Source organism: Congregibacter sp. (genome assembly GCF_045107095.1).
In the GTDB taxonomy this organism is placed as follows: Bacteria; Pseudomonadota; Gammaproteobacteria; order Pseudomonadales; family Halieaceae; genus Congregibacter.
Genome location: NZ_JBGCFU010000023.1, coordinates 39,442 through 63,065, shown reverse-complemented (window position 1 = coordinate 63,065; position 23,624 = coordinate 39,442). Strand labels below are relative to the sequence as shown.

Genomic DNA, 23,624 nt, shown 5'->3' with positions numbered 1-23,624 from the left:
CATGACAGAAATTTACAAGCTCTACGGCATGCCCGCTTCGCTCTACACAGGGAAAGTTCGCAGTTACTTTCGTAAGCAGGGCATCGCGTTCACCGAATACGGCGCCAATCATCCGGACTTTATGACACGGATTGTGCCGACTGTGGGGCGCTTTATTATTCCGGTTATTGAAACTCCTGAAGGCACTATCGTGCAGGACGGCACAGATATTATTGATTTTCTCGAGGAGGGCGGAGTTTCTCGATTTTCCGTATATCCGGAATCTCCTTTGCTAAAAGTAGTGAGTCTTCTCTTTGAGCTCTTTGGTGGTGAGGGATTGCTGCGGCCCGCGATGCATTACCGTTGGAACTTTGATGAACTCAACCTTGATTTTATTCGCAATGAATTCATTGCAGCGCTGGCTCCCATCAATGCAACTAAAGAACAAGGGAATGCGTTTTTTGATCGTGCTAGTGGACGCATGCGCAATGCGGCTTCTGGCTTTGGTGTGACTGAAGAAAGCGCGCCAATCATTGAGAGTAGTTATAGCGAGTTCCTTTTGCTCTTTGCAGAGCATCTAGAGGATAACCCTTACCTGTTGGGTGGACAGCCGACCATTGGTGACTTCGGCCTGATATCATCGCTGTTCGCTCATTTGAATCGTGACCCCGCGGCGACCTTGTTTATGCGCCGGACTGCTCCGGTTGTTGCTCGCTGGGTGGAGAGGATGCATGGCGCAGAATCAAACTGGGTGGAGTACCCCGAGGACACTGGCTTTCAGTCGCAGAGCCCTCCGCAGGAATCTTTGAAAAAGCTGATGTGCTATGTCGCCGAAGAGTATTTGCCAGAGCTGGAGGCCCACGTAAAATTTGCCAATGAGTGGCTAGACGCTCGGCCCGATCTGGAAGCGGGAACTAGTGGTATGGATAGTCCTGCGATGCGCACGATTGGATCGGCCGAATTCGCCTGGCGTGGTATCACCCTGTCTACTCTAGTGATGCCTTACCGTTTTTACTTGCTCCAGCGAATACAAGACTCCTTTGAAGGTGCCTCGGCCCACGAGCAAGCGCCGATAGTAGCGCTGCTTGAGGAGACGGGCCTGGGGTCTCTTTTGAGCTTAAAGACTCACCGGCGGGTCGAGCGGAAAAACCATCAGGAAGTCTGGGGCGCGTTACGCAAGCCCTGAAAATCCATCGCTGGATAGTTCCAGTTCTCTAGGGGCCCACAAGGCTGCGATAGGCCCAAGGCTGCTTTTTCCTGCTCCAGATTGGACTTTACCTCTGCTCGAGCTTTGACGGTGGCGATAAGCCCCGTGGTGCGAGGCCAGCGATTGGCATCAATCTCGTAGCCGGCATAACTGGCATTCACCAAGGGGCTCATGATGCTCAAATCGGCTATGCCAGACTCGCCGAACAAGAAACCCTCATTGGGAATTTGGCCTTCGAGGTAGTCGAGCATTGGCGGAAGCTTGTTATCGATGATGTCTGAGATGAGCGCCTCATCGGGTTCTTGCTTGAACGCTCTCGGACGCATAAAACGCTGGAAAAAGATGCCCGCTGCGAGTTCGGTGAGTTTGCCTCCTGCGAAATCTTCGAACCGATGAGCTCGGGCTCGATCAGCGATTTCTCGAGGGTAGAGCGCTGGTTCAGGATAAGCCTCCTCGAGATATTTACAGATCACCTTAGAATCTCCCAGGGTTAAATCGCCATCGACGAGTGTGGGTATCTTGCCCAAGGAATTAACCTCTAAATATTCCGCGTGGCCGCGTTATTTACGAGGGGCAAGAGTATCATTCACTGATACTTCGGAGGATACGTCCATGTTTAGTGATCCAGTACAGCTCATTGGTGCTACGGCATCTCCGTACACGCAGAAAATGTTAGCGTTGCTAAGGTACCGACGAATTCCTTACACCGTGGCGTGGGCAGAGCCCGGTGATGTCTGTGAGAGCTTGGGTATCGAGCCGCCTAGACCAGCGTTGTTGCCGACATTTATTACGCAGGACGAGAGCGGCTTGTCTGCAGTCTGTGACTCAACGCCGATAATACGAGCTTTGGAAGAACAACAAAGCACTCGGTCAGTGGTGCCAGCTGACCCGGCGTTAGCCTTTGTTGACTATCTCATTGAGGATTTCGCGGACGAGTGGTGCACGAAGTACATGTTTCACTACCGGTGGCATTTTGCAGCCGATGCCGACAAGGCGGGTACGATCCTCCCTCTACTGCGCGACACAACTATTAGTGAAGAGGATCTGGCCGCATTTAAGAAGCACTTTACTGAAAGACAGGTGGGTCGTCTGTTTGTTGTGGGGTCGAACGACGTTACGGCATCGGTTATCGATGCTAGTTACCGTCGGTTTTTGCAGGCGATGGATGAACATCTTTCGCAGCAGGCTTTTATGCTAGGTCGGCGACCCGCCGCAGGGGACTTTGGAATTCACGGCCAGCTTTCACAATTAGTGGGTTTTGATCCGACTCCCCGAGCGATCACGCACGACGTATCGTCCAGGACCGTTGCCTGGGTCGACCGAATGTACGACTTAAGCGGAATTAAAGCGTCGGATGCAGACTGGGTCCCCATCGAGGAGCAGCCTCACAGTTTAGGTGAGCTTCTTAGTGAAGTAGGGCGCGTTTACGCTCCCGCACAGCTTGCCAATGCCAAGGCTGTGGCTAACGGCGAAAGAGAGTGGCAATGCGAGATAGATGGGGCGACTTGGGCGCAGCGGACCTTCCCTTATCAAGCGAAGTGTTTGCGATGGACGAATGGGCTTTACCAAAGTCTGAGTCGCGAGGACGCAGCTCGCGTTGATAGGCTACTGGAGGGCACTGGCGTCGAATCCATGTTATCTCGCGATTGAAGGCTTGTACGTGATTTAGGTATTGCACTCCGGCCCGCCGGGCACACACTTCCTGCACAAGATCGGGCGAATATCTGGTAGCCTAGGATTAAGAAGCGATCGAGCACTTGGCTTATTAATATTTTCTATTTCTTTCGGCGAGTTCTGACCCGAACCGCATCCTTTGTGTGCCTATCAGTCGCCTTGGCGTTTGCGCCTCTAGCCGTTGGTGCTGAAGCAGCGGCCCTGCCGACTATGCTTTCAACTGCAAGCGATGGCACTGTCTATGAATTGGCCTACACGGGGAAAGCCGAACGTATATTCCTGTTTTTTAAGGTTTATGAAATCGCTCACTACGCTGCGCTGACAGAAGACCCTGCCCTAAGCTTTGAGACAGTACTCACTGATAAGCGGCCCAAAGCAATTTTGGTGCGCTTTGACCGCAAGCTGGGACGTGATCGCATTCGAGAAGAGCTCGACAAGAGCCTAAGAAAGAATGCTCAGGAAAACTGGCTTGAGGATGCTAGGGCGAGCGTGGATGCCTTCATGGCAGCCATCGATCGCGACGCGAACGCGGGAGATGAGTTGGTCTTCTATTGGTTTGCAGATGGGAAACTGATGGTGGAATTTAATGGTGAGCTATCGTTTGAAACAACGGATTTAGCTTTTGCGAAACTCATATGGTCAATCTGGTTTGGTGACGACCCCGCCTGCGACAGAGAGGGTTTGTTAGTACTTTCAGCCGCCGAAAGCGGCTCGAAGACCGATTAGTGAGCGAGATTTCTGCAACAGCAAGTGTGTCAGATTGGGAGCCGCAAAGGCTCGTCTGGCACCCAATAGCAGCGATTTCAGATCCTGATGGTAAAGCACTCCGTGATGCTGTCCGCAAACGTCAGCCGATTATTGTTACCGATCTAGCGGCGGATTGGCCAGCGCTAGAGCGCTGGACTCCCGAGAGCCTATCTTCTCTTTACGGTGATCATCGTGTTCCGGTGTATGACGCAAGTTTTGCAGAACCCGGAAGCGGTTACATGTCGAGCAAAGGGTCCATGCGTCTTGCTGAGTTCCTGGAGCGGACGCTGTCCGAGGGGCAAGACTTGCGCATGTTTCTGTACAACTTGTCCCAAAAGATTCCTGCAATGCTTGATGACATTCGTATTCCCGATGTGGGTTTGAGGTTTTCACGGCGTTTTGTATTCAGTTTTTTTGGCTGCCGAGGGAGTGTTACGCCGCTGCATTTTGATATTGATATGACGGACGTCCTGCATACGGTCATTAAGGGCAGGCGCCGCATTCGTTTGTTTTCGCCGAATAGCTCGCAGGCGCTGTATCAGCACCCCTTCACGGTGCGCAGTTACGTCAATTTATCGCAGCCTGACTTAGATGAGTTTCCTGCGTTAGGGTATGCGGAAGCCTACGAGTGTGTGCTGGAGCCAGGTCAGAGTCTGTACATGCCCAGCGGTTGGTGGCATGAGTTTTACTACCTTGATGCGGGGGTCGGCGTATCTTTGCGCGCGCCGTCGCCTCTATGGATGGATCGACTCAAGGGATTGCGGAACCTGCTTATAGGCAATGGTGTGGATCGTCTGGCAAACTACTCCGCTCCGCGGCGGTGGTTCGCTTGGAAAACCCGTCGCGCTGCGAAAATAGCCGCTCGGATTCATCTAAAGTCCAATGGTCGCCCTCTGTGCGCGGAACATGATTAATGAAGACTGAAAAAGGCATCGTTGAGTACGACCGGTTTGCGATTCCCTACCGTCGGTACGGTGATCATCCCAACGTACTCATCTGTGTCAGCGGAATTCTGCAGACCATGGCGGTGTGGCGGGCCGTAGCCAAACGGTTCTCGCCGCATTTCAGTGTAATCATCTTCGATATGCCGGGTGTTGGTCGCTCTCAGATACTAAGTGGTGGCGCTCATGTGACTGTGGATGAGCAAGTACAAGTCGTTCACGCACTCGTGCAGCATGCGAAGCCCCAGGGAGAGCTGACCCTGGCGGGCAGTAGTTGGGGAACCGCAATTGCAGCAGGCTACGCGGCGAAGTACCCGGATGCAGTACAGAAGCTCGTGCTAAGTAGCTTTGGTATGCAGCCTAACGCCGAAATGGAGAGCATCATTGATCGCGCGAAGGTGCTTTACGCATCTCGAGACTTTGCTGCCGGCGCCGAACTCATTGTAGGAATGTTCGGCCAGGAAATAGGCCTAACCTATAAGCGGCAGATAGCCTCGCAGTTCGAAAACCTGAGTGACGCGAACGCGGACGCTTTTTACGAGCACTGTCTCAACATAATGTCTCTAGGTCATTTAAAGGAAGCGATTGACCTTACGAAGATCAGTGCCCGGACTCTCATCGTAAACGGATCCGAGGATCGAATTATTGACCTGGGGGACATGTGGGAGGCTCAAGAGATCATTGCGCACTGTGAGTGTTTGCTCATCGATGGAGCTGGGCACTTCTTGCACTTCGAGCGCGAAGAAATTCTTGACGATTACGAGGATTTTCTGCTCGACACAGCCTGAGAGTTTCAGAACATAGATGATCCATTGTAAAAATTGTGGCTTAGACTTTGATGGCAACTTCTGTCCCCAGTGCGGGCAGAAAGATCTAGAACTTAGGCGCCCCATAGTCGCGCTGATTGGCGAAGTTCTTCAAGAAACCTTTGATGTTGATGGTCGCGCGGCTCGTACTCTTTGGACGATGTTACGGCATCCGGGCGTACTAACCAGAGACTATCTCGACGGTAAGCGAAGGCTTTACTCCTCACCTTTCCGTCTTTACCTGATTGTCAGCGTGCTGTTCTTCGTGCTTGCCGCTTGGGTAGCAGGGCAGGGTGCACTTTTAAACGAAGGTCAGACGGATAGTGCTGATGCCCTCGGGCAGGCTCGTTTGTTCTCTGATTACGTGCCTAAATTGATGTTCTTCTTGTTGCCGGTGTTTGCGCTCATTCTGAAGCTCGTGTTTCGAAAACGCTTTTTTTTCGACCACCTCATCCATTCGTTGCATCTACACAGTGTGGCCTACTTGGTACTCGCGTTTATGCTCCCACTGGAAAAGCTTGCTGCCGAGTCTGTTCTTGCTATGGCGATACAGCTTCTCCTCTTGATCTACATGCTGACAAGCTTTGTTACATCTGTAGTTCGCGTCTACCGGGTGGGTTGGGTGCTCGCATCGGCGAAGAGCCTAGGAATTGTGCTGCTGTACATGGCCTTGGTAGCGGGCGTTTTCGAAAGCGTTACGGAAGTGATGATGCCCGGCTCACCCTCGCAACCATTTCTTACTGACTGACAGTCCTTAAACGTGAGGCTGACTAGATCAGCCCGGCACCTGCGGCGAAAATCAGTATGGTTACCGAGTTCCACCGCGGGCACCGAAGTTTTAAGGAGTTTAGCTACGCAAGCCTTTCGCAATGCCTTTCAGTGTTTTAGACAGGTCCGCAACCCGCCGGGCATGGTCCGCTGAAACATCCGATGAAGACAGAGTTTTCGCCATCTTGTTGAGCTCGCGCGACAGAGAACGGTCCCGCTTATCAGCAGTCAGTGCTGTCTGCGCACGCTCTAGGGCGCCGCGCAACGTTTCTTGCATGTCGCTACTCAGCGCCTTGTCGCGATCCAGCTGGTCAAGATAGGCCAAAGCGACGGTGGGCTCCGCAGGCCAGCTAACGCGAAACTGCTGCTGAGGATTGAACAATGCACCCTGATCGGCAAGTTTGGCCGCCGCTATCTCGTTCTCGCTGAGGTAATTGCTGGCTACAAGGTCAAATACGTCCAGTCCCCGCACGATCTCTGTGCCATAAATGAAGCCTTCGTACCAATACACAGACCAGAATCCGCCGGTGATGATTTCGTCTTCAAAGTAGGGGCCGCGATCAAAGTATCCGATCTCCACGGGGTTCCCGGAATCAGTGAAGTCGATAATTGAAATGCCGCCCTGGTACCAAGCCTGAACAAAAATATCGCGACCTGGAACAGGGATGATGGATCCGTTATGCGCTACGCAGTTTTCTGATTCTAACTGCGGAGCAGGCATCTTGAAGTAACCACCAAACACCAACTTGCCATCCACGATGTCGTAGATCGCATCAGCGCCCCAGGTCAGTGGATCCCAGGCGCGGCAGCGAGCGCGCGACCCACCACCCCATTCGTCGGTAAACAACACTTTGGTGCCATCATTGTTAAAGGTGGCTGAGTGCCAGTATGCGAAGCCTTTATCGGTAACGACGTCAATACGGGTAGGCTTAGCCGGATCACTGATATCGAAGATGATCCCATTGCCCGAGCAGGCGCCTGCCGCGATGTTGGCTTCGGGGAATACGGTAATGTCATGACATTGATCCGTCGGCGAGGTGTCTTGGGTGCCTTCACCGTGATCGCCTCCGCGCCACAGGCCCGCAGCGACGCCACTTTCCGAGTCCGCAAAGACGCGGGGGCTGTCCACAATTTTTGCTGCGGCGGGGTTATCTACAGGCACTTCGATAACATCGATGCGGAAGAGTGCGGTACGTTCATCGCCAGGAATCTCTCCGATGCAGCCTTCCAGTTCTTCTTCCTCGCGGACTGAAGAGGTGCCGGAGTTATAAATGGTGATGATGCCGTCTTTGTCGGGGCCAGAAACCACGGAGTGGGTGTGGGATCCGCGGCAGGTTTGCACAGCGCCAACTTGGCGAGGTCTGGTCAGCTCGGAAATGTCGAAGATTCGCAAGCCGCGGAAGCGATCGGCGCTGACGTCTTCAGTTACTCCCTCGAGGCCGCAGTCCAGACGCCCGCGGTTCTCTTGTGCGGACATAAACAGTAGGTCACCAACGATAGAGACATCTCCCTGACCGCCAGGGCAGACAATGGAAGCCATTAAATCAGGAACACCATCGTGCTGGAGTTGGTAGACATTAAAGCCGTGATAGTTACCGGCCACCAATACGTCATCGCGAAAGGCCATGTCCGTGTTGGCGAAACTCAGCATGGGACGTCGAGAATTTCTTGCGTCATCTTCTATGGTGGTCGAGCGCGCTTCGCTCTCGGCTTCCGCTTCGTCGCGCTCGTCCCCCTGGTTGTCTTCTTCATCGAGCGCTCGGGCGCCGCGTTCGGCAGGGTTGGCGGGATCAAAGAAGCCATCGGGCTTACGCAAGCTGGCAACGAGCTCCAGATTGGAAATCGCTTGTTCCGCATCGAACACGCCGGCTTTCAGGCCTGACCTGGGATCTTCAGATAGGCTCACGAGCATTCCATTCATGCGTTCGATCTCTACAGCCTGATCGTTGCTTATGTCGTTAGTGAACTCATAAAGCACCGGATCATAGGCGGAGCCAGGCTGATCCATCAGGTCGTCGACCATGGTGATGGCGCCATCGTGATGCCGGATCATCAGTGTCAAAAACATTCGATCGAAGTCTGTTCCCTCGGCCTCCGCGAGCGCCGCCATCTGCTCTGGACTCGCCATACCAGCCATATCGTGATGCATGTGCATGGCCTGATGATTCGATGGGGCGGGGACGTCTTCCCCACGCTCAGCGAGCCACTCCTGCATAAAGGCAATTTCATCGGCCTGGGTGCCGTTGATGCGATCTGCCAGGTCAACGAGTGCGGGGTTGTTGGTGCGATCTTTTACCAACAAGGCCATCTGCGTAGCTTGATGGTGGTGGGGGATCATGTCCTGCATAAAGGTTACGTCGGCAGGCGAATAAGACGACTCAGCGATCGCAACGGCTTCTTCAGCGCTTAGGGTTTGTGTTGCCTGCCCTGGAGCGCCCGGTTTGACGATAGGGACCTGTGCCTGGCTAGTTGTGGAAAAGCCCACACTCAGAGTCCCCAAAACGAGAGCCAGAGTGTATGACGCAGGTATCGCGCTTCTGTAATGCTTGTTCATCAGTTGATGTGCTCCAAAGTGCTAAGCTTTATTTTGATGCCTGATGATAGCTCAGTGCTGTGGTGTTGCCACCTGATCGTCAAGGAAGTTTTATCGTTGAGACGCGATTCTTTTCCGCTAGCGCGTTAAAGTCGTCTAAACCCTCGCCACGAATCGTAGCCAACTGCGCCTCATAGCCACTCCATAGCTGCAAATAGTCTCCGGTGACTTCTTTGAAACCATCGGTTAGAGGGATCTGTGAGCGATGCATTCGGCCAAGAAGATCCTTAATCTTCATGAGAAAACGCCCCTCATGCTGATACACGTGCTGGAATGTCTTGAGCTCTTTCTGAAGGATAAGCTCAATCCAGGCGTCAACATCGGATTCCAGTTCTGTGCCTTTATCGACGACCTCCTGTGGTGGCCCCAGCTCATTGATGAGCGCGAGTTGCTTCTTGATTAAACGCAAGTCGGTAACGCCTTTGCTCATGGCTGTGGCGGCTTCCATAAGCGAGCTGGAAAGGGCGTCCATCTCGGCATACTCCTGCAGGTTTTCGGCTGTATCACCGCCCAGGCGAGGGTCCACACGAATTTTGAAGCTCTGCTCCTGTACGTTCCCTCCGATAGTCATGCGCACGGTGTAGTCCCCGGGCGCAGCTGTATATGCGTCCATGCTGCCAGATACGCTGTAAATCTCTGGTAGACATTCAAACTCGCCCATCTGCAACCGCCATTCCCAGAGGTTGTCACCGATCTTCGTGGAAATGGTTTCAGGACGGGGTATTTCGGCCTGACCACGACCGCAAATCGTCCCTTCGAGGTCGGACCTGTCGGTATGTATGACGTCGCCGCGCTGATTCACAATTTCAAACTGGATGGGCTCGTCAGCTTGCTCACTGAGTACATAGTGGACCTGAAGGCCTCGGGGTGGGTTCTCTCCCGGTCCGTCGTCGGGGTAGCCATTGGAGATGTTCCTAATAGGATCTCGCGGGTCGAGAAGGACAGCCCCGGTATCGGGAATACCATCAAAGAGCTGATGTAAGGGCGTCAGGTCGTCCAGAATCCAAAGAGAACGACCTTGAGTAGATACCACCAAATCATCCTGCTGCACGTAGAGATCCGTTATCGGTACTTGTGGAAGATTTAACTGCAGGCTTTGCCAGTTCCCGCCATCGTCAAAGGACACAAACAGTCCATTCTCGGTGCCAGCGTACAAAAGCCCGGGTCTCTTGGGGTCGACGCGCACTGTGCGCGCGAAGGTGTCGGAGGGAATACCCTTAACAATCTTCTTCCAGGACTTTCCGTAATCATCGGTTTTGTAGATGACCGGCGTGAAGTCGTTCATTTTGAAGCCGGCACGGGCGAAATACGCTGTGCCCGCATCATGAGGTGATGCGTCGATAACGTTGATGATGCCCTCGGAGAGTCCTCGGGGTGTGACATTCTTCCAGGTCTTCCCGCCATCCTGAGTGAGGTGTACGAGCCCGTCATCCGAGCCTGTCCAGATGATGCCCTGGCGAACAGGACTTTCAGCGATCACAAACAGATTGTTGTAGCTCTCCGCGGTAATCTGCTCATTGGAAATAGGGTAGCCACCGCGGCCTTGGTGATCTTTATCATTGCGGGTGAGGTCATCACTGATCACGGTCCAGCTGACGCCACGATCCGTGGAGGTCATTAAGTATTGCGAACCATAGTAAAGACGCTCGGGGTCGTGAGGTGACACGATGACGGGGCCGTTCCAGTTCGCGCGGTATCTCAGGTTTTTTGGCTCCTCGCCGGTAATGCGTTCCGGGTAGGGGCGCACGTTGCGGTACTGGCGCGTGTCGCGATTCCATTCGCCAAGCATGCTTGCAAAGAACGTGGTGTACACATATTTGGGGTCATCTTTGTTGAAGGCAATTGTTGCACTCTCTCCAGATCCTATAGACCACCAGTGACTTAATCCTATGCCACCACCGCTAGCGCTCATACTCTGGCTGGCGATGGTGATGCCATTGGAGTCTTGCTGTGCCGAGTAAATGCGGTACGGGTAGTTGTTATCTGTGATCACTCGATAGAATTGACCTGTCGGTTGGTTCATTTGTGTGGACCAGGTCGCACCGCCATCCATGGAAACATTAGCGCCGCCGTCATTACCGTTAATGAGAATGTTGCTATCAGACGGATTGATCCATACGGCGTGATGGTCGACGTGAGGAGCTTTAATGCGTTCAAAGTTTTTCCCGCCGTCTATGGACTTAATCAGTACACCATTCATCACCCAGACTTCGTCTTCATCGTTGGGGTCGGCCGTGATGTGCATGTAATACCAGGCGCGCGCCCAGGTATTTGGGTCGTCGCTTACCTGGGTAAAACTTTCGCCACTGTCATCGGACCGGTAAACACCTCCCTGGCCGTCCTTTGCCTCGACGGCGGCGTAGACGATTTTTTGGTTAGCCGGTGATATGGCTATACCCATCTTGCCCTTCAGTTCAGGGAGGCCCTTTGTTACTTCGGTCCAGCTCTCTCCACCGTCGGTTGTTTTGTAAACCCGACTGCCTGGGCCTCCGCTTTTCACAACCCAAGGCCGGCGGCGAAAATCCCAGCTGGTGGCCATCAGGAAGTTCGGATCGCTGGCATCCATGCTCATGTCGGCGAAGCCTGAGTCTTCATTGACGAAGAGTACTTTCGTCCAGTTCTTGCCACCGTCTACGGTTTTGTAGATTCCGCGCTCTTCGTTGGCGCCCCAGGGGTTACCTTGAGCGGCAAGGAAGACGACATCGGGGTTTCTCGGGTGAATGTGTATACGGCTAATGTGTCGAGTTGCCTCGAGGCCCATGTGTGTCCAGGTTTTACCCCCATCGGTAGACTTGTAGACGCCATCGCCGTGGGAGGTTTTTACTCCGCGCACAGGACCTTCGCCAGTACCTACAAAAATAATGTTTGGGTCACTGTCAGCGATGTCGATGGCGCCAATGCCGCCGGTGTTGAAAAAGCCATCGGAGACATTCTCCCAAGCGCTGCCGGCGCTCGTGGTCTTCCAAACGCCACCACCGGTGGCTCCAAAGTAGTAAGTCAGTGGGTCATCTTTGATTCCGGCTACAGCGGTAACTCTTCCTCCGCGAAAGGGACCGATGTTGCGATATGCCATGGTCTGATAAAGCGAAGCATCAACGCTATCGGCACTCAGTGCGGGCCCGCCAAGACCGGCAAGGCAAAACCCTAGGGTTGTAAGCAGCATGACGAAAGCGCGACGACGGCTGATTCTTAAGTAGGTCATTAGAAGCTTCCACTGGTATACGAAAACTGTAGCTTACATCACTAAGACTGCTATCTTTTTCGAAGCTGTTTTTCCAGCAATTCCCGGGCAGCCTGACCCTACGGGAGATGTCGCCCTGTTTTCTCCACTGGTCGATGGTGGCGTGCAAAGTTTGGTGGCTGCGGTGTTTATTGCGCTGCGAAGACCAAAGCATGTCTGACAGCCTTGATTTTTTGAAGTTTCGCGCTACTCAGGGCCACTAGTCGTCAAAATCCTGCGACTCACCGCAAAGCACCCCACAGCTTGACGATGTAAGAGTAGATTGCACGCACTAGCAATTATTTGGCGTGAGTCTGCAATCGTGGAAGCCCCCGCAACAGGTAAGTCACCACAATCCGGTCGATCCGGCTGGATCGATATGTTCACCCGTCATCGTCTGGCCGCAAATCTCCTTATGGTGATCATGTTGATGGCCGGTGTCTGGGGCGGCATCAAGATCAAGGTTCAGATGAACCCGGACCAGAGCTGGAATGTCGCTGAAGTCGAATTGCAATGGCCTGGTGCCTCTGCCGAAGACATGGAGAAGCTCGTTACTAATCCGGTGGAGCATCAGCTCCGCGGCTTGGAAGGGATAGAGCGACTGAACTCCTGGACTCGCAACGGTATCGCGTGGGTTCAGCTTCGTTTTGACCGTAACGTGGAAATCAATAACGCTGTGGACACCATCAAGCAGCGCATAGCTTTGGTTCGCGATTTGCCTGTGAATCTCGAGCCCCCAAGAGTGGCAATAGACCGTTGGTACGAGACTGTTGCGGCGGTTTTTCTTACGGGACCCGACAATTTTACGGAGCTAGCACCTTTGGCGCATGAGGCCGAGCGCCAGCTCCGCGCTCTTGGTGCGGATGTGGTAGAGCTGCGTGGCCTTCCTCAGGAAGAAATCGCCATCGAAATCGACGGCCTAACGCTCGTGGAAATGAACGCGAGTATCGTTGATATAGCGCAGTCCGTGGCGAGGCTGAGTAACGACACTCCCGCAGGGACCATCGGTGCGGGGCAGGGACGACGCCAGATTCGGTCCATGGATCAGCAACGAAGCGTACGAGGCTTTGAAGAGCTTCCCATCGCGTCAACTTCGGGCGACCAGTTGGCACAACTCGGTGACATAGCGCATATCGAGCGCCGCGCGATCGAAAACCAGCGCTATTCCTTAATCGAGGGTAAGCCTGCTATCGAGCTTCGTGTGCGTCGAGGTGATAGCTCTGACACCTTTGACGCGGCCAACGTTATCAAGACCTGGCGCGCGCAACAGGAGGAGTCTCTCCTGGCCCGGGGCGTAGAGACCAAAGTATTCATCGAAGCTTGGCGTTTCGCCGCCGATACCATGGGTCTAGTGTTGCGAAACGGAGTATCAGGTCTGTGCCTGGTGCTGGCGATGTTGTTCTTGTTTTTGAATCTTCGCGTAGCAGGATGGGTTGCATTGGGCATTCCAGTCTCTTTTGCGGGCGCCTTGCTTCTGTTTTATGGGTTTGGCGGAAGCCTGAATTTTCTCTCCATGATCGGTCTGGTTATGGCCTTGGGTATCGTCGTTGACGACGCCATTGTCGTTGGCGAGCATTCCCTTTGGCAGTTTGAAAATGGATTGGGACCGGAAGAGGCCGCAGTCGTTGGTGCCCAGCGTATGTTCGCGCCGATTGTGGCTTCTAGCTTAACTACCATGGCTGCGTTTTTACCGCTGGTGATTGTGAACAGCGACGACATTCGTGAGATTCCTATACTTATGTTGTGCGTCATCCTCGCCTCGCTCGTCGAGTGCTTTTTGATTATGCCCGGTCATCTCAAGCACTCTTTTCGGCGCATGGCAGAAGACAAAAAACCTACGCCGGCATTACGGAAAGCCTTTGATGAGCGCTTTGAGCGTTTCCGGGAGAATTGGGTGCTTCCGATCCTCAACTGGTGTCTGGTACACCGCCGCGTGGCGATTACCTCTGCAGCCAGCGCGTTCTTTTTTGCGATTAGTTTGGTCGCGATGAGCTACATCAAGTTTGATCTCAATATGAATATCAACTTTGAGTTTGCAGAAGCCAATATCCAGTTCACAGCCGATGCGACTGCAGACCAGCGCCAGGCCTATCTCGAGGCCCTCGAAGATCAAGTTAAGTCTACCGATGAGCATTTTGGCGGCGGGAACATCGTCGCGCGTTGGGTGCAGCTGAATGGTGCAACGATTAGCAGGGATCGTAGAGACGGTCCGGAGTTCGCCAGCGTGTTTGTTGAATTGACCTCACCGGAGTCTCGCGAAGTCAGTCTGGCCAAGTTTCTTGAACATTGGCAGTCGTCGATTCCGGAGTCGACAATCGTTGAACAACTACAGATCGAGCAGGGTGATCAGCCTTGGCCGGAGATAGAGCTCACCTTTAGCGGTGACGATACTACCGCGCTCAAGGGAGCCGCGGATGAGCTGGCCGCAGTCATGCGCACAATGCCGGGAGTAAACAACGTTCACGACGACCTGCCCTACGGTCGCGATCAATGGGTATTCAATCTGACTCCCGAAGGCCGGGCCTTGGGCCTTTCTTCTACAGAAGTAGGGCGTCAGGTGCGTACGGCTTTTGAAGGAGAGCGCATTCAGTTGTTTACACAGGACGATGCTGAACTGGAAGTCCGTGTCTCTCTTCCCAGTCAGGAGCGTCATCGTTTGACGAGCCTCGCGCGGCTCCCGGTTACGACCCCAACCGGCGAGATTCTTCCCTTGTCTACGGTAGCCAATATCGAGAGTCGTCGAGGTATCGACAAGATCAATCACGTGAATGGTGTCCAGACGGTTGCTGTACGGGCTTACCCCGACAAGTCCATCACGACAGCAGATGCCGTTATCAACGAGCTTGAAGCCGATATCATGCCGTCTATAGCAAGTAAGTGGGGCGTGAGTCCGGGCAAGGGGTTCTGGGCGAACGAGCAGAGCCAACTCTTACGCGAAATGTTTATCGGTTTTTTGATAACCCTTTTATTGATTTACATCATTCTGGCCTGGACGCTGCATTCCCTGACTTGGCCCCTGGCGATTATGTTTGCCATACCTTTTGGTTTGACGGGCGCCTTGCTTGGTCTCTGGGGCATGGGCTTTAACATTACACCGCTCGCGTTCCTGGGCATTTTTACCCTTACAGGGGTAATCGTGAACGATTCCATTATTCTTGTGACCGCCTACCGCGACCATCGCTATGCCGGCATGAAAGCCGATGAGGCGATTACCGAAGCTGTGCGCCAACGCCTGCGTCCCGTACTGCTCACCTCTTTGACCACGGGCTTGGGTCTGGTTCCCATGATGCTCGAGTCTTCGCTGATGGGAGCTGCATTTATTCCCCTCGCTACCGTGATTTGTTTCGGCATGCTTTACGGCACCGGTCTGATACTGCTGGTTATCCCTGCAATCCTATCCGCGCTCGAAAGCTGCGAACTATCCTGGCGCCGCCTCCAAAGCCGCGCTGATGACCTGAAAAACCCTGCACTTGGAGCACCTGGCTCATGAATGTCCTAACAATGCTTTCGTCCCCCTTTCGACTCCTAGGCCGCTGGCTGCGTGGCAGTGTTCTCGGACGCTATGTGCGAGCGCTCAGTGCGTCCGCGAGGATCAGTTTGTCGATCCTATTGGGATCGATGGTAGCCATCTTCGGTCTAAGTGCGTTTTCCAGCCCGGAGTTGGAAGTGGATGCGACTCCCGAGGCCATTCCCGTCGTTGCGCGGCCTGCGGAATTTGAATCGCTCTCTCCTGAGATACATGTCTTTGGGCGTGTGGAAAATCCGAATACAACAGCCTTACGGGCCGCGACGCTAGCCTACGTGACTCAGGTCAATGTGCGTGAGGGTCAAAAGGTGGCAGCTGGAGATCTCTTGCTGCGTCTTGATGATCGAGACGCGCAGTTATCTGTTCGCCGCCATGAAGCTGCGCTTACAGAGGCCCGGGGAGAGTACGACCGTCTGCAAGCGCAACAGGCGGCTGAAACGAAGAACGCTGAGCATCAGCGACGGCTCTTTGAGCTTACGGTTAAAAAGCAGGAGCGATTTCAGACACTCTACAAAAAGGGGCAGATTTCTGTGACGGACTACGACGCGCTTGAGCAGCAGCGTCTGGAGATGGAAATGGCGCTGAATCAACAGGAAATGTTGCTCGCCAGCCACAAAGCGCAGCGTGCCTCAGCACAGGCCAGGGTTACCCGTGCCGAAACCGATCTTCAGGAAAGTATGCTGAACCTTGAGCGCCTATCGCTGGTCGCGCCGTTTGACGGAACTGTGATTGCAATTGACGCCGCGATAGGAGCCAGGATCGACGCGGGCCAAACCGTCATGTCTTTGTTTAACGCCGACTCACAGCAAGTGCGCGTATCTCTCCCTGAGCGAGACGCGACGGCATTGCACGCCGCTGTGAGCAACGGTCAGAGTATAGGCGCAGATGCTCGAGTGGGCGGCGAGTGGGTGAGACTGGAGCTACTGGAAATAGGTGCTCAAGTTCGCAGTGGGCGAGCGGGTACTGACGTCTTGTTTGCATCGCCGGCTAGTAGCGAATTAGCGCTGGGTCGTGCGGTGGATGTGCGGATCACCTTACCTCCCCAAAAGGATCTCATTGAAGTGCCTCTGCAAAGCGTCTACGCCGACCGTATTGTGTACACCGTTGAGGACGAAATGCTGAAGTCTGTTGATATTCAACGTGTAGGTATCCGCGAGGACTCTGAGGGCAATATGAGCCTGTTGATTCGTGCGAACGATCTCGAGGCTGGTGAGCCCCTCGTAGTGTCGTCACTCAGCAGAGCGGGGTCGGGCGCGCGAGTCACGATTCTTGGTCCCCAGGATTCAGAAACAGATGCTGAGCCAACACTTGATGCTTTGGAGGCGCTCGATGCTCCCGAGGCCTTGGTGGTCCGCTAAAAGCGACGTGAAGCCTGGGCGATAGCGGAAGCGCTCCCTAAAGCCCCTGTAAGTTGTTGTTGAATGTGGGAACATGAAGAGCTTCTTGCTTGTAGATAGAGGCTTTCATATTCATGCAACAACAAACCATGCAACAACGATCTTTACAGCAACACGAGATAGATGATCAGGTTTTTGAGCTCTATGACGAATATTGTCATGGCAAACTCAATCGCAGACAGTTTTTTGAGCGCGCTGCAGCCCTAACAATTGCCGGCGCCTCCGCGCTGAGCATGGCCAAGGCGCTGATTCCCAACTACGCCAAAGCACAGGAAGTGCTGTTCACGGACGAGCGTATCAAGGCGACCTGGATTGACTATGAGTCCCCTGGGGGAAGCTCAGGCGCGATGCGTGGATATCTCGCACAGCCGGTCGGAGACGGTCCTTTTCCCGCGGTATTGGTTATGCATGAAAACCGTGGCCTCAATCCCTACATACAAGATGTCGCTCGTCGCTTTGCTGTCGCTGGTTTTCTCGCCCTTGCGCCCGATGGTTTGGCACCTATTGGAGGTTACCCGGGTAACGACGATGATGGCCGCGCGATGCAGCGGACGCTTGACCAGGCCAAGCTTCGCCAAGATATGGTGAACAGTGCGCGGTTCGTCAAAGGTCACCCCCTTTCCACGGGTAAGTTAGCGGCCACGGGATTTTGCTGGGGTGGCGGTACTACCAATTTCCTCGCCACCGAGCTGGGTGATGAACTCCAGGCAGCAGCACCCTTTTATGGCGCTGCGGCTGATACGGCGAAGGTTCCAGATATTAGTGCTGCGGTGCAGGTGCATTACGCCGAGAACGACGATCGGGTCAACGCCATGCGCGCGGCTTACGAATCGGCTCTGGTAGCCCAAGGTGTGACTTACGAAATGCATGTGTACCCAGGGACGCGCCACGGCTTTCACAACTACTCGACGCCTCGTTATGACGCAGAGGCAGCGAAGCTCGCATGGACCAGGATGGTGGCCTTTCTTCAGGAACACCTGTCCGCATAGCCCCCCATTCGGTATTCAGCTAAACTGCTTTATAGAAAGTTCACAGGGAGTCCCGGCCACGGGGCGTTCGTAGCGCGGAAAGCACTCAAAACAGTGCTGCGCTCGCTTTGGCGGGAGCAAGTCTCACCGCCGCCGCGGCAGATAAGCCAAACATTTTGGTTATCTGGGGCGATGATGTAGGTCAATCCAATATCAGCGCTTATACCCGCGGCGTAATGGGATATCAGACGCCTAACATCGATCGTATAGCCAGTGAGGGCATGTTGTTCACCGACTATTACGGTGAGCAGTCCTGCACTGCTGGTCGATCGTCATTCATCATGGGGCAGTCGGTCTTTCGTACAGGCTTATCAAAAGTTGGTTTGCCCGGCGCTGAGTTGGGTATGCAGGAAGAAGATCCCACTATTGCCGGCCTGCTGAAAAACCATGGCTATGTAACGGGCCAGTTCGGTAAGAATCACCTGGGCGATAAAGACGAGCACCTGCCCAGTAACCATGGTTTTGATGAGTTCTTTGGGAACCTCTACCACTTGAATGCTGAGGAAGAGCCCGAGAATTACGATTATCCAACCGACCCGGAATTCCGACGCAAGTATGGCCCTCGAGGGGTCATCAACTCCTTCGCCGATGGCCGAATCGAGGATACGGGCCCTCTTACTAAAAAACGTATGGAGACCGTCGACGATGAAACCGTCGCTGCGGCCAAAGCGTTTATTGAGAAGTCCGTGGCCGATGACAAGCCATTTTTCGTGTGGTGGAGCGGTACCAGGATGCACTTTCGCACGCACGTTGCAGACAACAAGATGTCATCCTGTAAAGCGATGTATCCGCGAGCGGATGAATACACCTGCGGCATGGTTGAGCATGATCTGCACATCGGGGAATTTTTAACGCTCCTTGATGACCTAGGCATCGCGGACAACACTTTGGTGTTTTACTCGACCGATAACGGCGTACACATGAACACCTGGCCTGACGCGGGTATGACACCTTTCCGTGGAGAGAAGAACACCAACTGGGAAGGCGGCTGGCGCGTGCCTGCGGCGGTTCGTTGGCCCGGAAAAATTGAGGCGGGATCCGTCTCCAACGAAATCATGCACCACATGGACTGGCTGCCTACCTTCCTCGCGGTCGCCGGTGAACCTGACGTGAAGAGCAAGCTGTTAAAAGGTCATCGCGCCATTGGGCGCAAGTACAAGGTGCATCTGGATGGTTACAATTTCTTACCGTTCCTCACCGGTGAAACCACCGAGACGCCACGAAACGAGATTTTTTACTTCTCCGACGATGGTGATCTGATGGCGCTGCGTTACAACGACTGGAAGCTGGTGTTCCTGGAGCAGCGTGTTGCCCAGACCCTGCAAGCTTGGTCTGAGCCTTTTGTCGAACTGAGACTACCGCTAATTTTCAATCTGCGACGGGATCCCTACGAGCGGGCGCAACTGACCTCCAACACCTATTACGATTGGATGATTGATCGCGCCTATCTGTTGGTGCCTGCGCAAGACTATGTGGGTCAGTTCCTTACTACTTTTCAGGACTATCCTCCTAGACAAAAGGCGGCGAGTTTCTCTCTGGAGCAGGTTATGGAAAAGCTCACTTCGCCCCCTGGGGCGCCATAAGTATGGGGTTATGAAGATCGGTGTTTCGAAGTAGGGGCCTGAGGGCCCCTTTTTTTGCACTTTGTTACTAAGTGACTTTTGGACGACTAGCACTACTTACTGCGCTCGCTAGTAGGGGGACGCTTGCTTCGTAAGTAGCGCTAGTCGTCCAAGCGCGGAGCTACGAAAGCGCCTTGTGTGATCGGCGTCGACGTCGGCGTCGGCGTCTACATCGGCATCAGGCAAGCTGCTGCGATTCGCGAAGCGAGCGTCCCCCAATCTAGCGAACGTAGCGGATCGGAGCAGCTTGCCGGGTTCGAGGGTTTAGCGGATCGGAGCGGCTTGCCAGCCTTAAGAGGCTAGCGGATCGGAGCAGCTTGCCGGATACGAGTGACTAGCGTCACTCGGACAGATACCCTGACCTATGGAGTTGTTTCGCCATCGACCTCGACAATCATTTCAATCTCCACAGCCTGCCCCCGAGGGAGCGAGGTCATACCAACGGCTGCTCGGGCGTGCCGACCGCGCTCGCCAAAAACTTCCACGATCAGGTCGGAGAATCCGTTGATTACCGCGGGTTGCTCGATGAAGTCTGGGTCAGAATTCACCATGCCCAATACCTTCACCACTCGAGTGACGCGGTTAAGATCTCCGAGCATGACCTTTAACACGGCCATTTGGTTTATGGCGGTGAGCCTGGCCGCTTCATAGCCTTCTTCGATGCTCAGATCCTTGCCGAGTTTGCCGGATACTTCGCTGCCGTCTGCGCGCTTGGGGCCTTTGCCTGCGAGGAAGATGAGATTGCCCGTCCGCACACCATTGACGTAATTCGCTACGGGGCTCGGTGCTGGGGGGAGCGTGATACCGAGCTCCAAGAGTCTCTCCTCGGGAGAGGGGCTGTCAGCACGGTTCTCGGCGGCGTGCGTTTGGAAACCTGTCACGATGCAACAAGCTATTAGCAGTCTTATACATCGACGGAGTAATTGCTTGACCTCAGGCTCTCTGGTCTGGTGCTGTGCTGTGTTGTTACCTTGTCGTATTAGCAAAGGGTACTCCCTTAGGATTCGTGGCCCAATTTTGTTGCTTCGCGCATCTCAAGATCCAGCGCCTCTGCTGCGTGAGATCGGGGACGGGCGAAGCGCGCAACACCAAGATACAGTATGGGAGTGAGGTACAGGGTAAAGAGTGCTGTGAGTCCCAAACCACCAAAGACGACCCAACCCACTGCGGCGCGCGCCTCTGCGCCAGGGCCACTGGAAAGTATGAGCGGAAGGGCTCCCAACACCGTTGATACCAGTGTCATGGCGATAGGGCGCAATCTCACCGCCGCGGCCTCAGCTACGGCTTCCCGGACGTTCCGTCCCTCATCTCTCAGTTGATCGGCAAACTCTACCAGCAAGATCCCATTCTTGGCGATCAGACCAATTAGCATCACTAGTCCGACTTGTGAGTAAATGTTCAAACTTGTTCCCGTGAGGAACAAGGCGAGAATTGCGGCCGCTAAGCCGAAGGGCACAACCGCCATGATCACGATGGCGCTGGTAAGGCTTTCGAACTGTGCCACCAGGACGAGGAAAACGATGAGCAGGGCAAATCCGTAGGTCATCAGCGTTTCTCGGCTGGATTCTTCTAAGGTGGCTGCCTCGCCCCTCGTCAGCACTTCAATGTCCTCGGGTATAACTTCGAGGGCAAGCGCTCTCAACTCATCCACGGCGGTTTGCATGGCCACACCCTGAGCGACGTCCACATCGACCTCGATGGCCCTGCGCTGCGATTGACGCTCCAGCTCGCTCGCGACGCCTTCTTCAACAATTTCTACGACGCTGGAGAGGGCTACCAGCGCTCCGCTGCCAGCACGAACGTAAAGGTTGGTCAAATCTCCGGGGTCATCTACCGCACGCGCACCGCCTTCAAGCATGATGGGTACCGCCTGGTCGTCGATGTTTAGATCGATGACGTCAAGGCCATCAATCATCGCTCGGAGGGTTTCCGCCAGTTCCGGAAGCGCAATGCCAAGGTCCGCTAGTCGTCGACGATCAATGCGCACCGACAGTTGAGGCTGTGTGGGTTGATAGCCAACCCGAGGGCCACTCACGCTGGTGAGACGATCACGAATTGCGTCAGCGTAATCACGTGCGGCTCTATAGATACGGCTGTATTCGTTACCCGTGAGAACAATCTTGAGTCCTCCGCCGGATGCGCCGCGGAGATTGAGACTGTTACTGCTGTAAACCCGCGGTCCAGCGCCGGGGAGATTTCGTAATATAGGCGCTATCTCCGCGGCTATTTCCTGCTGGCTTCGGGTGCGTTCATTCCAGTGGGCGAGGGGAGCGCTGATGAAAACGAGGTTGGGATCATAACGGCCGACCACGGTATACAGCGATGTGATTTCACCGCTTTCGACGAGGGGAAGTAACACGTCTTCCATACGATCAGCTTGTCGGCTCATGTAGGGCAAGCCCACGCCGTCGGGTCCTCGAGCGAAGATATTGATTTCGCCCCGATCTTCGCTTGGGAGTAACTCCTGATCGAGTTGGAGGTATAGCGCTCCCGCGCCTCCAGCGCCTAGTAGACAAAGTGCAAGAACAGGCCATGGGTGTGCAAGAACCGCGTGGAGGCTGCGGCTGTAAAAAACTTGCAGGCTGCCACCGATGCGCCGCATTTGCCGGTCGAAGCTACCCTCAGTGGAGTTCCCCAGGCGGGCCATTGCAGCCGGTACTAATGAGAGCGCGACAAAGGATGAGATTGCAACAGCGACCGCGAGTACAAGGCCGAACTCGCGAAACAAACGACCGGCCGTGCCGGGCAAAAATGCGATGGGTACGAAGACCGCCACAAGGACGATAGTGGTTGCAATGACCGCAAAAAAGACCTGCCTTGTGCCGAGTACGGCGGATGCATTGGCGCCTAAACCCTGTTGGCGACGGCGCTGGATGTTCTCGAGCACAACAATCGCGTCATCTACAATGAGTCCAGTTGCAAGTACCAAAGCGAGTAGAGTGAGAATATTGATAGAAAAGCCGAGCATCCAAATCGCTGCGGCTGTGCCCAACAAGGACACGGGTATGGCGATCGCAGGGACGAGGGTTAACCGCCAGGAGCCGGAAAAAACTCTGATGGTCGCAACAACAACCAGCACGGCGAGGAGCAAACTTAGTAAAACTTCTTGGACAGCTCCGCGAATAAAGATCGCATTGTCAGAAATCTTTTCAAGGGTTAGATCATCAAAGCGGGCGTTGAGTTGAGCGATAGCCCGGTCAGCGCCGGCGGCGATTTCAATGGTGTTGGAGCCTGCTTGGCGCACTACGCCGATGCCTACTACGCGCTGACCATTCAGGCGCACGATGGATTCAGCATCGGCGGGGGAGAAGGCGACGTCTGCAACGTCACCAATACGCACCGTGCCCGTGATGATCGTATCGGAGACTTGTGCTTCGGTGACCACGGAGGCGTCTGCTCGAACCAGCAGCTGCTGGTCACCTCCACGAAAGCTGCCCGCAGGGACATCCAGGGGCGCGTCGCGCAACACCGCTGCGACATCGCTTACTGTAAGTCCATAACTCGCTAGGCGAAGAGGATCTATGATGACGCGCAGTGTTCTTTGTCGACTGCCAAACAGCGGTACGTCGGCGACACCGGGGAGCGCTAGAAACGCGGGCACAATGTCCTGTTCTACGATCCTTGTTAAGGCTTCTTCACTGTAGCGCGTCGTACGCACAGCAACTCGTACAACCTCTTCGGCATCTTCGTCCGCTTTGTAAACTGCTAGTTGTTCAACGTCATCGGGAAGGTCCCGGACGGTTTGACTGATTGCCTCTCGAACGTCGGTGGCTGCGCGGTCGAGGTCGTATCCGGGCCCAAATTCGGCGCGGATACGGGTGCTGTTTTCCTCGCTGGATGAGCGTATGTCGGTCACGCCCGACACCCTAGCCACAGCACCTTCCAGAATACGTGTTACTTCTGCATCCATGGTTTCAGGCGAGCCGCCGGGAAGTTGAGCCCGAACGTTAATGATTGGTCGGTCAACGTCCGGGAGTTCCCGAACCTCAATGGCGAGAAGAGCAGCCAGACCAGCGATAGCGATGAGCATGTTCATCACCGTCACTAACCATGGGCGTCGAACGCCCAGTGCTGGGAGATCGTTACCGCTATTGCTGAATTCAGAGTTGCTCATGA

Annotated in this window: 14 protein-coding genes and 1 pseudogene; 10 read left to right on the top strand and 5 right to left on the bottom strand. The window is 54.4% G+C overall.

All coding sequences use genetic code 11. The features are described from left to right. Position 1: 1 nt before the first annotated feature. Positions 2-1,165: a glutathione S-transferase family protein gene (locus AB8B76_RS04955; protein ID WP_405270850.1), complete on the top strand. Its 1,164-nt coding sequence runs from the start codon at positions 2-4 to the stop codon at positions 1,163-1,165. On the opposite strand, the pseudogene AB8B76_RS04950 reads toward AB8B76_RS04955, so the two are convergent. Further along, a pseudogene (locus AB8B76_RS04950) lies at positions 1,132-1,725 on the bottom strand (glutathione S-transferase family protein); the annotation flags it as partial. The gene AB8B76_RS04955 and the pseudogene AB8B76_RS04950 sit on opposite strands and share 34 nt — an antisense overlap. 73 nt (positions 1,726-1,798) lie before the next feature. Between AB8B76_RS04950 and AB8B76_RS04945 the strand changes: the two are divergent. From AB8B76_RS04945 to AB8B76_RS04925, 5 genes are all read left to right on the top strand, one after another. Next, positions 1,799-2,836 (top strand): glutathione S-transferase, encoded by a 1,038-nt coding sequence (locus tag AB8B76_RS04945; RefSeq protein ID WP_405270848.1) that lies wholly within the window; start codon positions 1,799-1,801, stop codon positions 2,834-2,836. A 234-nt stretch (positions 2,837-3,070) separates the two neighbouring features. Beyond that, the gene (locus AB8B76_RS04940; protein ID WP_405270846.1) at positions 3,071-3,586 is read left to right on the top strand and encodes a chalcone isomerase family protein; all 516 of its coding nucleotides are present in this window, start codon (positions 3,071-3,073) and stop codon (positions 3,584-3,586) included. After that, positions 3,586-4,521, top strand: coding sequence for a cupin-like domain-containing protein (locus AB8B76_RS04935; RefSeq protein ID WP_405270844.1), 936 nt, complete (start codon positions 3,586-3,588; stop codon positions 4,519-4,521). Before AB8B76_RS04940 ends, AB8B76_RS04935 begins: the two co-directional genes overlap by 1 nt. After that, the gene (locus AB8B76_RS04930; RefSeq protein WP_405270842.1) at positions 4,521-5,336 is read left to right on the top strand and encodes an alpha/beta fold hydrolase; all 816 of its coding nucleotides are present in this window, start codon (positions 4,521-4,523) and stop codon (positions 5,334-5,336) included. Before AB8B76_RS04935 ends, AB8B76_RS04930 begins: the two co-directional genes overlap by 1 nt. A 16-nt stretch (positions 5,337-5,352) precedes the next feature. Further along, positions 5,353-6,102 (top strand): DUF3667 domain-containing protein, encoded by a 750-nt coding sequence (locus AB8B76_RS04925; protein WP_405270841.1) that lies wholly within the window; start codon positions 5,353-5,355, stop codon positions 6,100-6,102. Positions 6,103-6,201: 99 nt separating this feature from the next. Here AB8B76_RS04925 and AB8B76_RS04920 read toward each other — a convergent pair whose 3' ends face one another. Continuing rightward, the gene (locus AB8B76_RS04920) at positions 6,202-8,676 is read right to left on the bottom strand and encodes a DUF305 domain-containing protein (protein WP_405270839.1); all 2,475 of its coding nucleotides are present in this window, start codon (positions 8,674-8,676) and stop codon (positions 6,202-6,204) included. A 79-nt stretch (positions 8,677-8,755) separates the two neighbouring features. Next, the gene (locus tag AB8B76_RS04915; protein WP_405270837.1) at positions 8,756-11,917 is read right to left on the bottom strand and encodes a WD40/YVTN/BNR-like repeat-containing protein; all 3,162 of its coding nucleotides are present in this window, start codon (positions 11,915-11,917) and stop codon (positions 8,756-8,758) included. Between the two features lie 340 nt (positions 11,918-12,257). Between AB8B76_RS04915 and AB8B76_RS04910 the strand changes: the two genes are divergently transcribed. The 4 genes from AB8B76_RS04910 (at position 12,258) to AB8B76_RS04895 (ending at position 19,469) form a co-directional block, all read left to right on the top strand. Further along, complete coding sequence (locus AB8B76_RS04910) at positions 12,258-15,425, top strand: efflux RND transporter permease subunit (protein WP_405270835.1); 3,168 nt, start codon at positions 12,258-12,260, stop codon at positions 15,423-15,425. Beyond that, positions 15,422-16,819, top strand: a complete 1,398-nt coding sequence (locus tag AB8B76_RS04905) for an efflux RND transporter periplasmic adaptor subunit (RefSeq protein WP_405270833.1) — start codon at positions 15,422-15,424, stop codon at positions 16,817-16,819. The genes AB8B76_RS04910 and AB8B76_RS04905 overlap by 4 nt, the downstream gene beginning before the upstream one ends. 113 nt (positions 16,820-16,932) lie before the next feature. Then, the gene (locus AB8B76_RS04900; RefSeq protein WP_405270831.1) at positions 16,933-17,847 is read left to right on the top strand and encodes a dienelactone hydrolase family protein; all 915 of its coding nucleotides are present in this window, start codon (positions 16,933-16,935) and stop codon (positions 17,845-17,847) included. A gap of 107 nt (positions 17,848-17,954) precedes the next feature. Beyond that, positions 17,955-19,469 (top strand): arylsulfatase, encoded by a 1,515-nt coding sequence (locus AB8B76_RS04895; RefSeq protein ID WP_405270829.1) that lies wholly within the window; start codon positions 17,955-17,957, stop codon positions 19,467-19,469. A 401-nt stretch (positions 19,470-19,870) separates the two neighbouring features. Here the strand turns inward: AB8B76_RS04895 and AB8B76_RS04890 are convergent, their stop codons facing one another. Further along, positions 19,871-20,389, bottom strand: coding sequence for a RidA family protein (locus AB8B76_RS04890; RefSeq protein WP_405270827.1), 519 nt, complete (start codon positions 20,387-20,389; stop codon positions 19,871-19,873). A 116-nt stretch (positions 20,390-20,505) separates the two neighbouring features. Beyond that, the gene (locus tag AB8B76_RS04885; protein WP_405270825.1) at positions 20,506-23,622 is read right to left on the bottom strand and encodes an efflux RND transporter permease subunit; all 3,117 of its coding nucleotides are present in this window, start codon (positions 23,620-23,622) and stop codon (positions 20,506-20,508) included. Positions 23,623-23,624 lie beyond the last annotated feature (2 nt).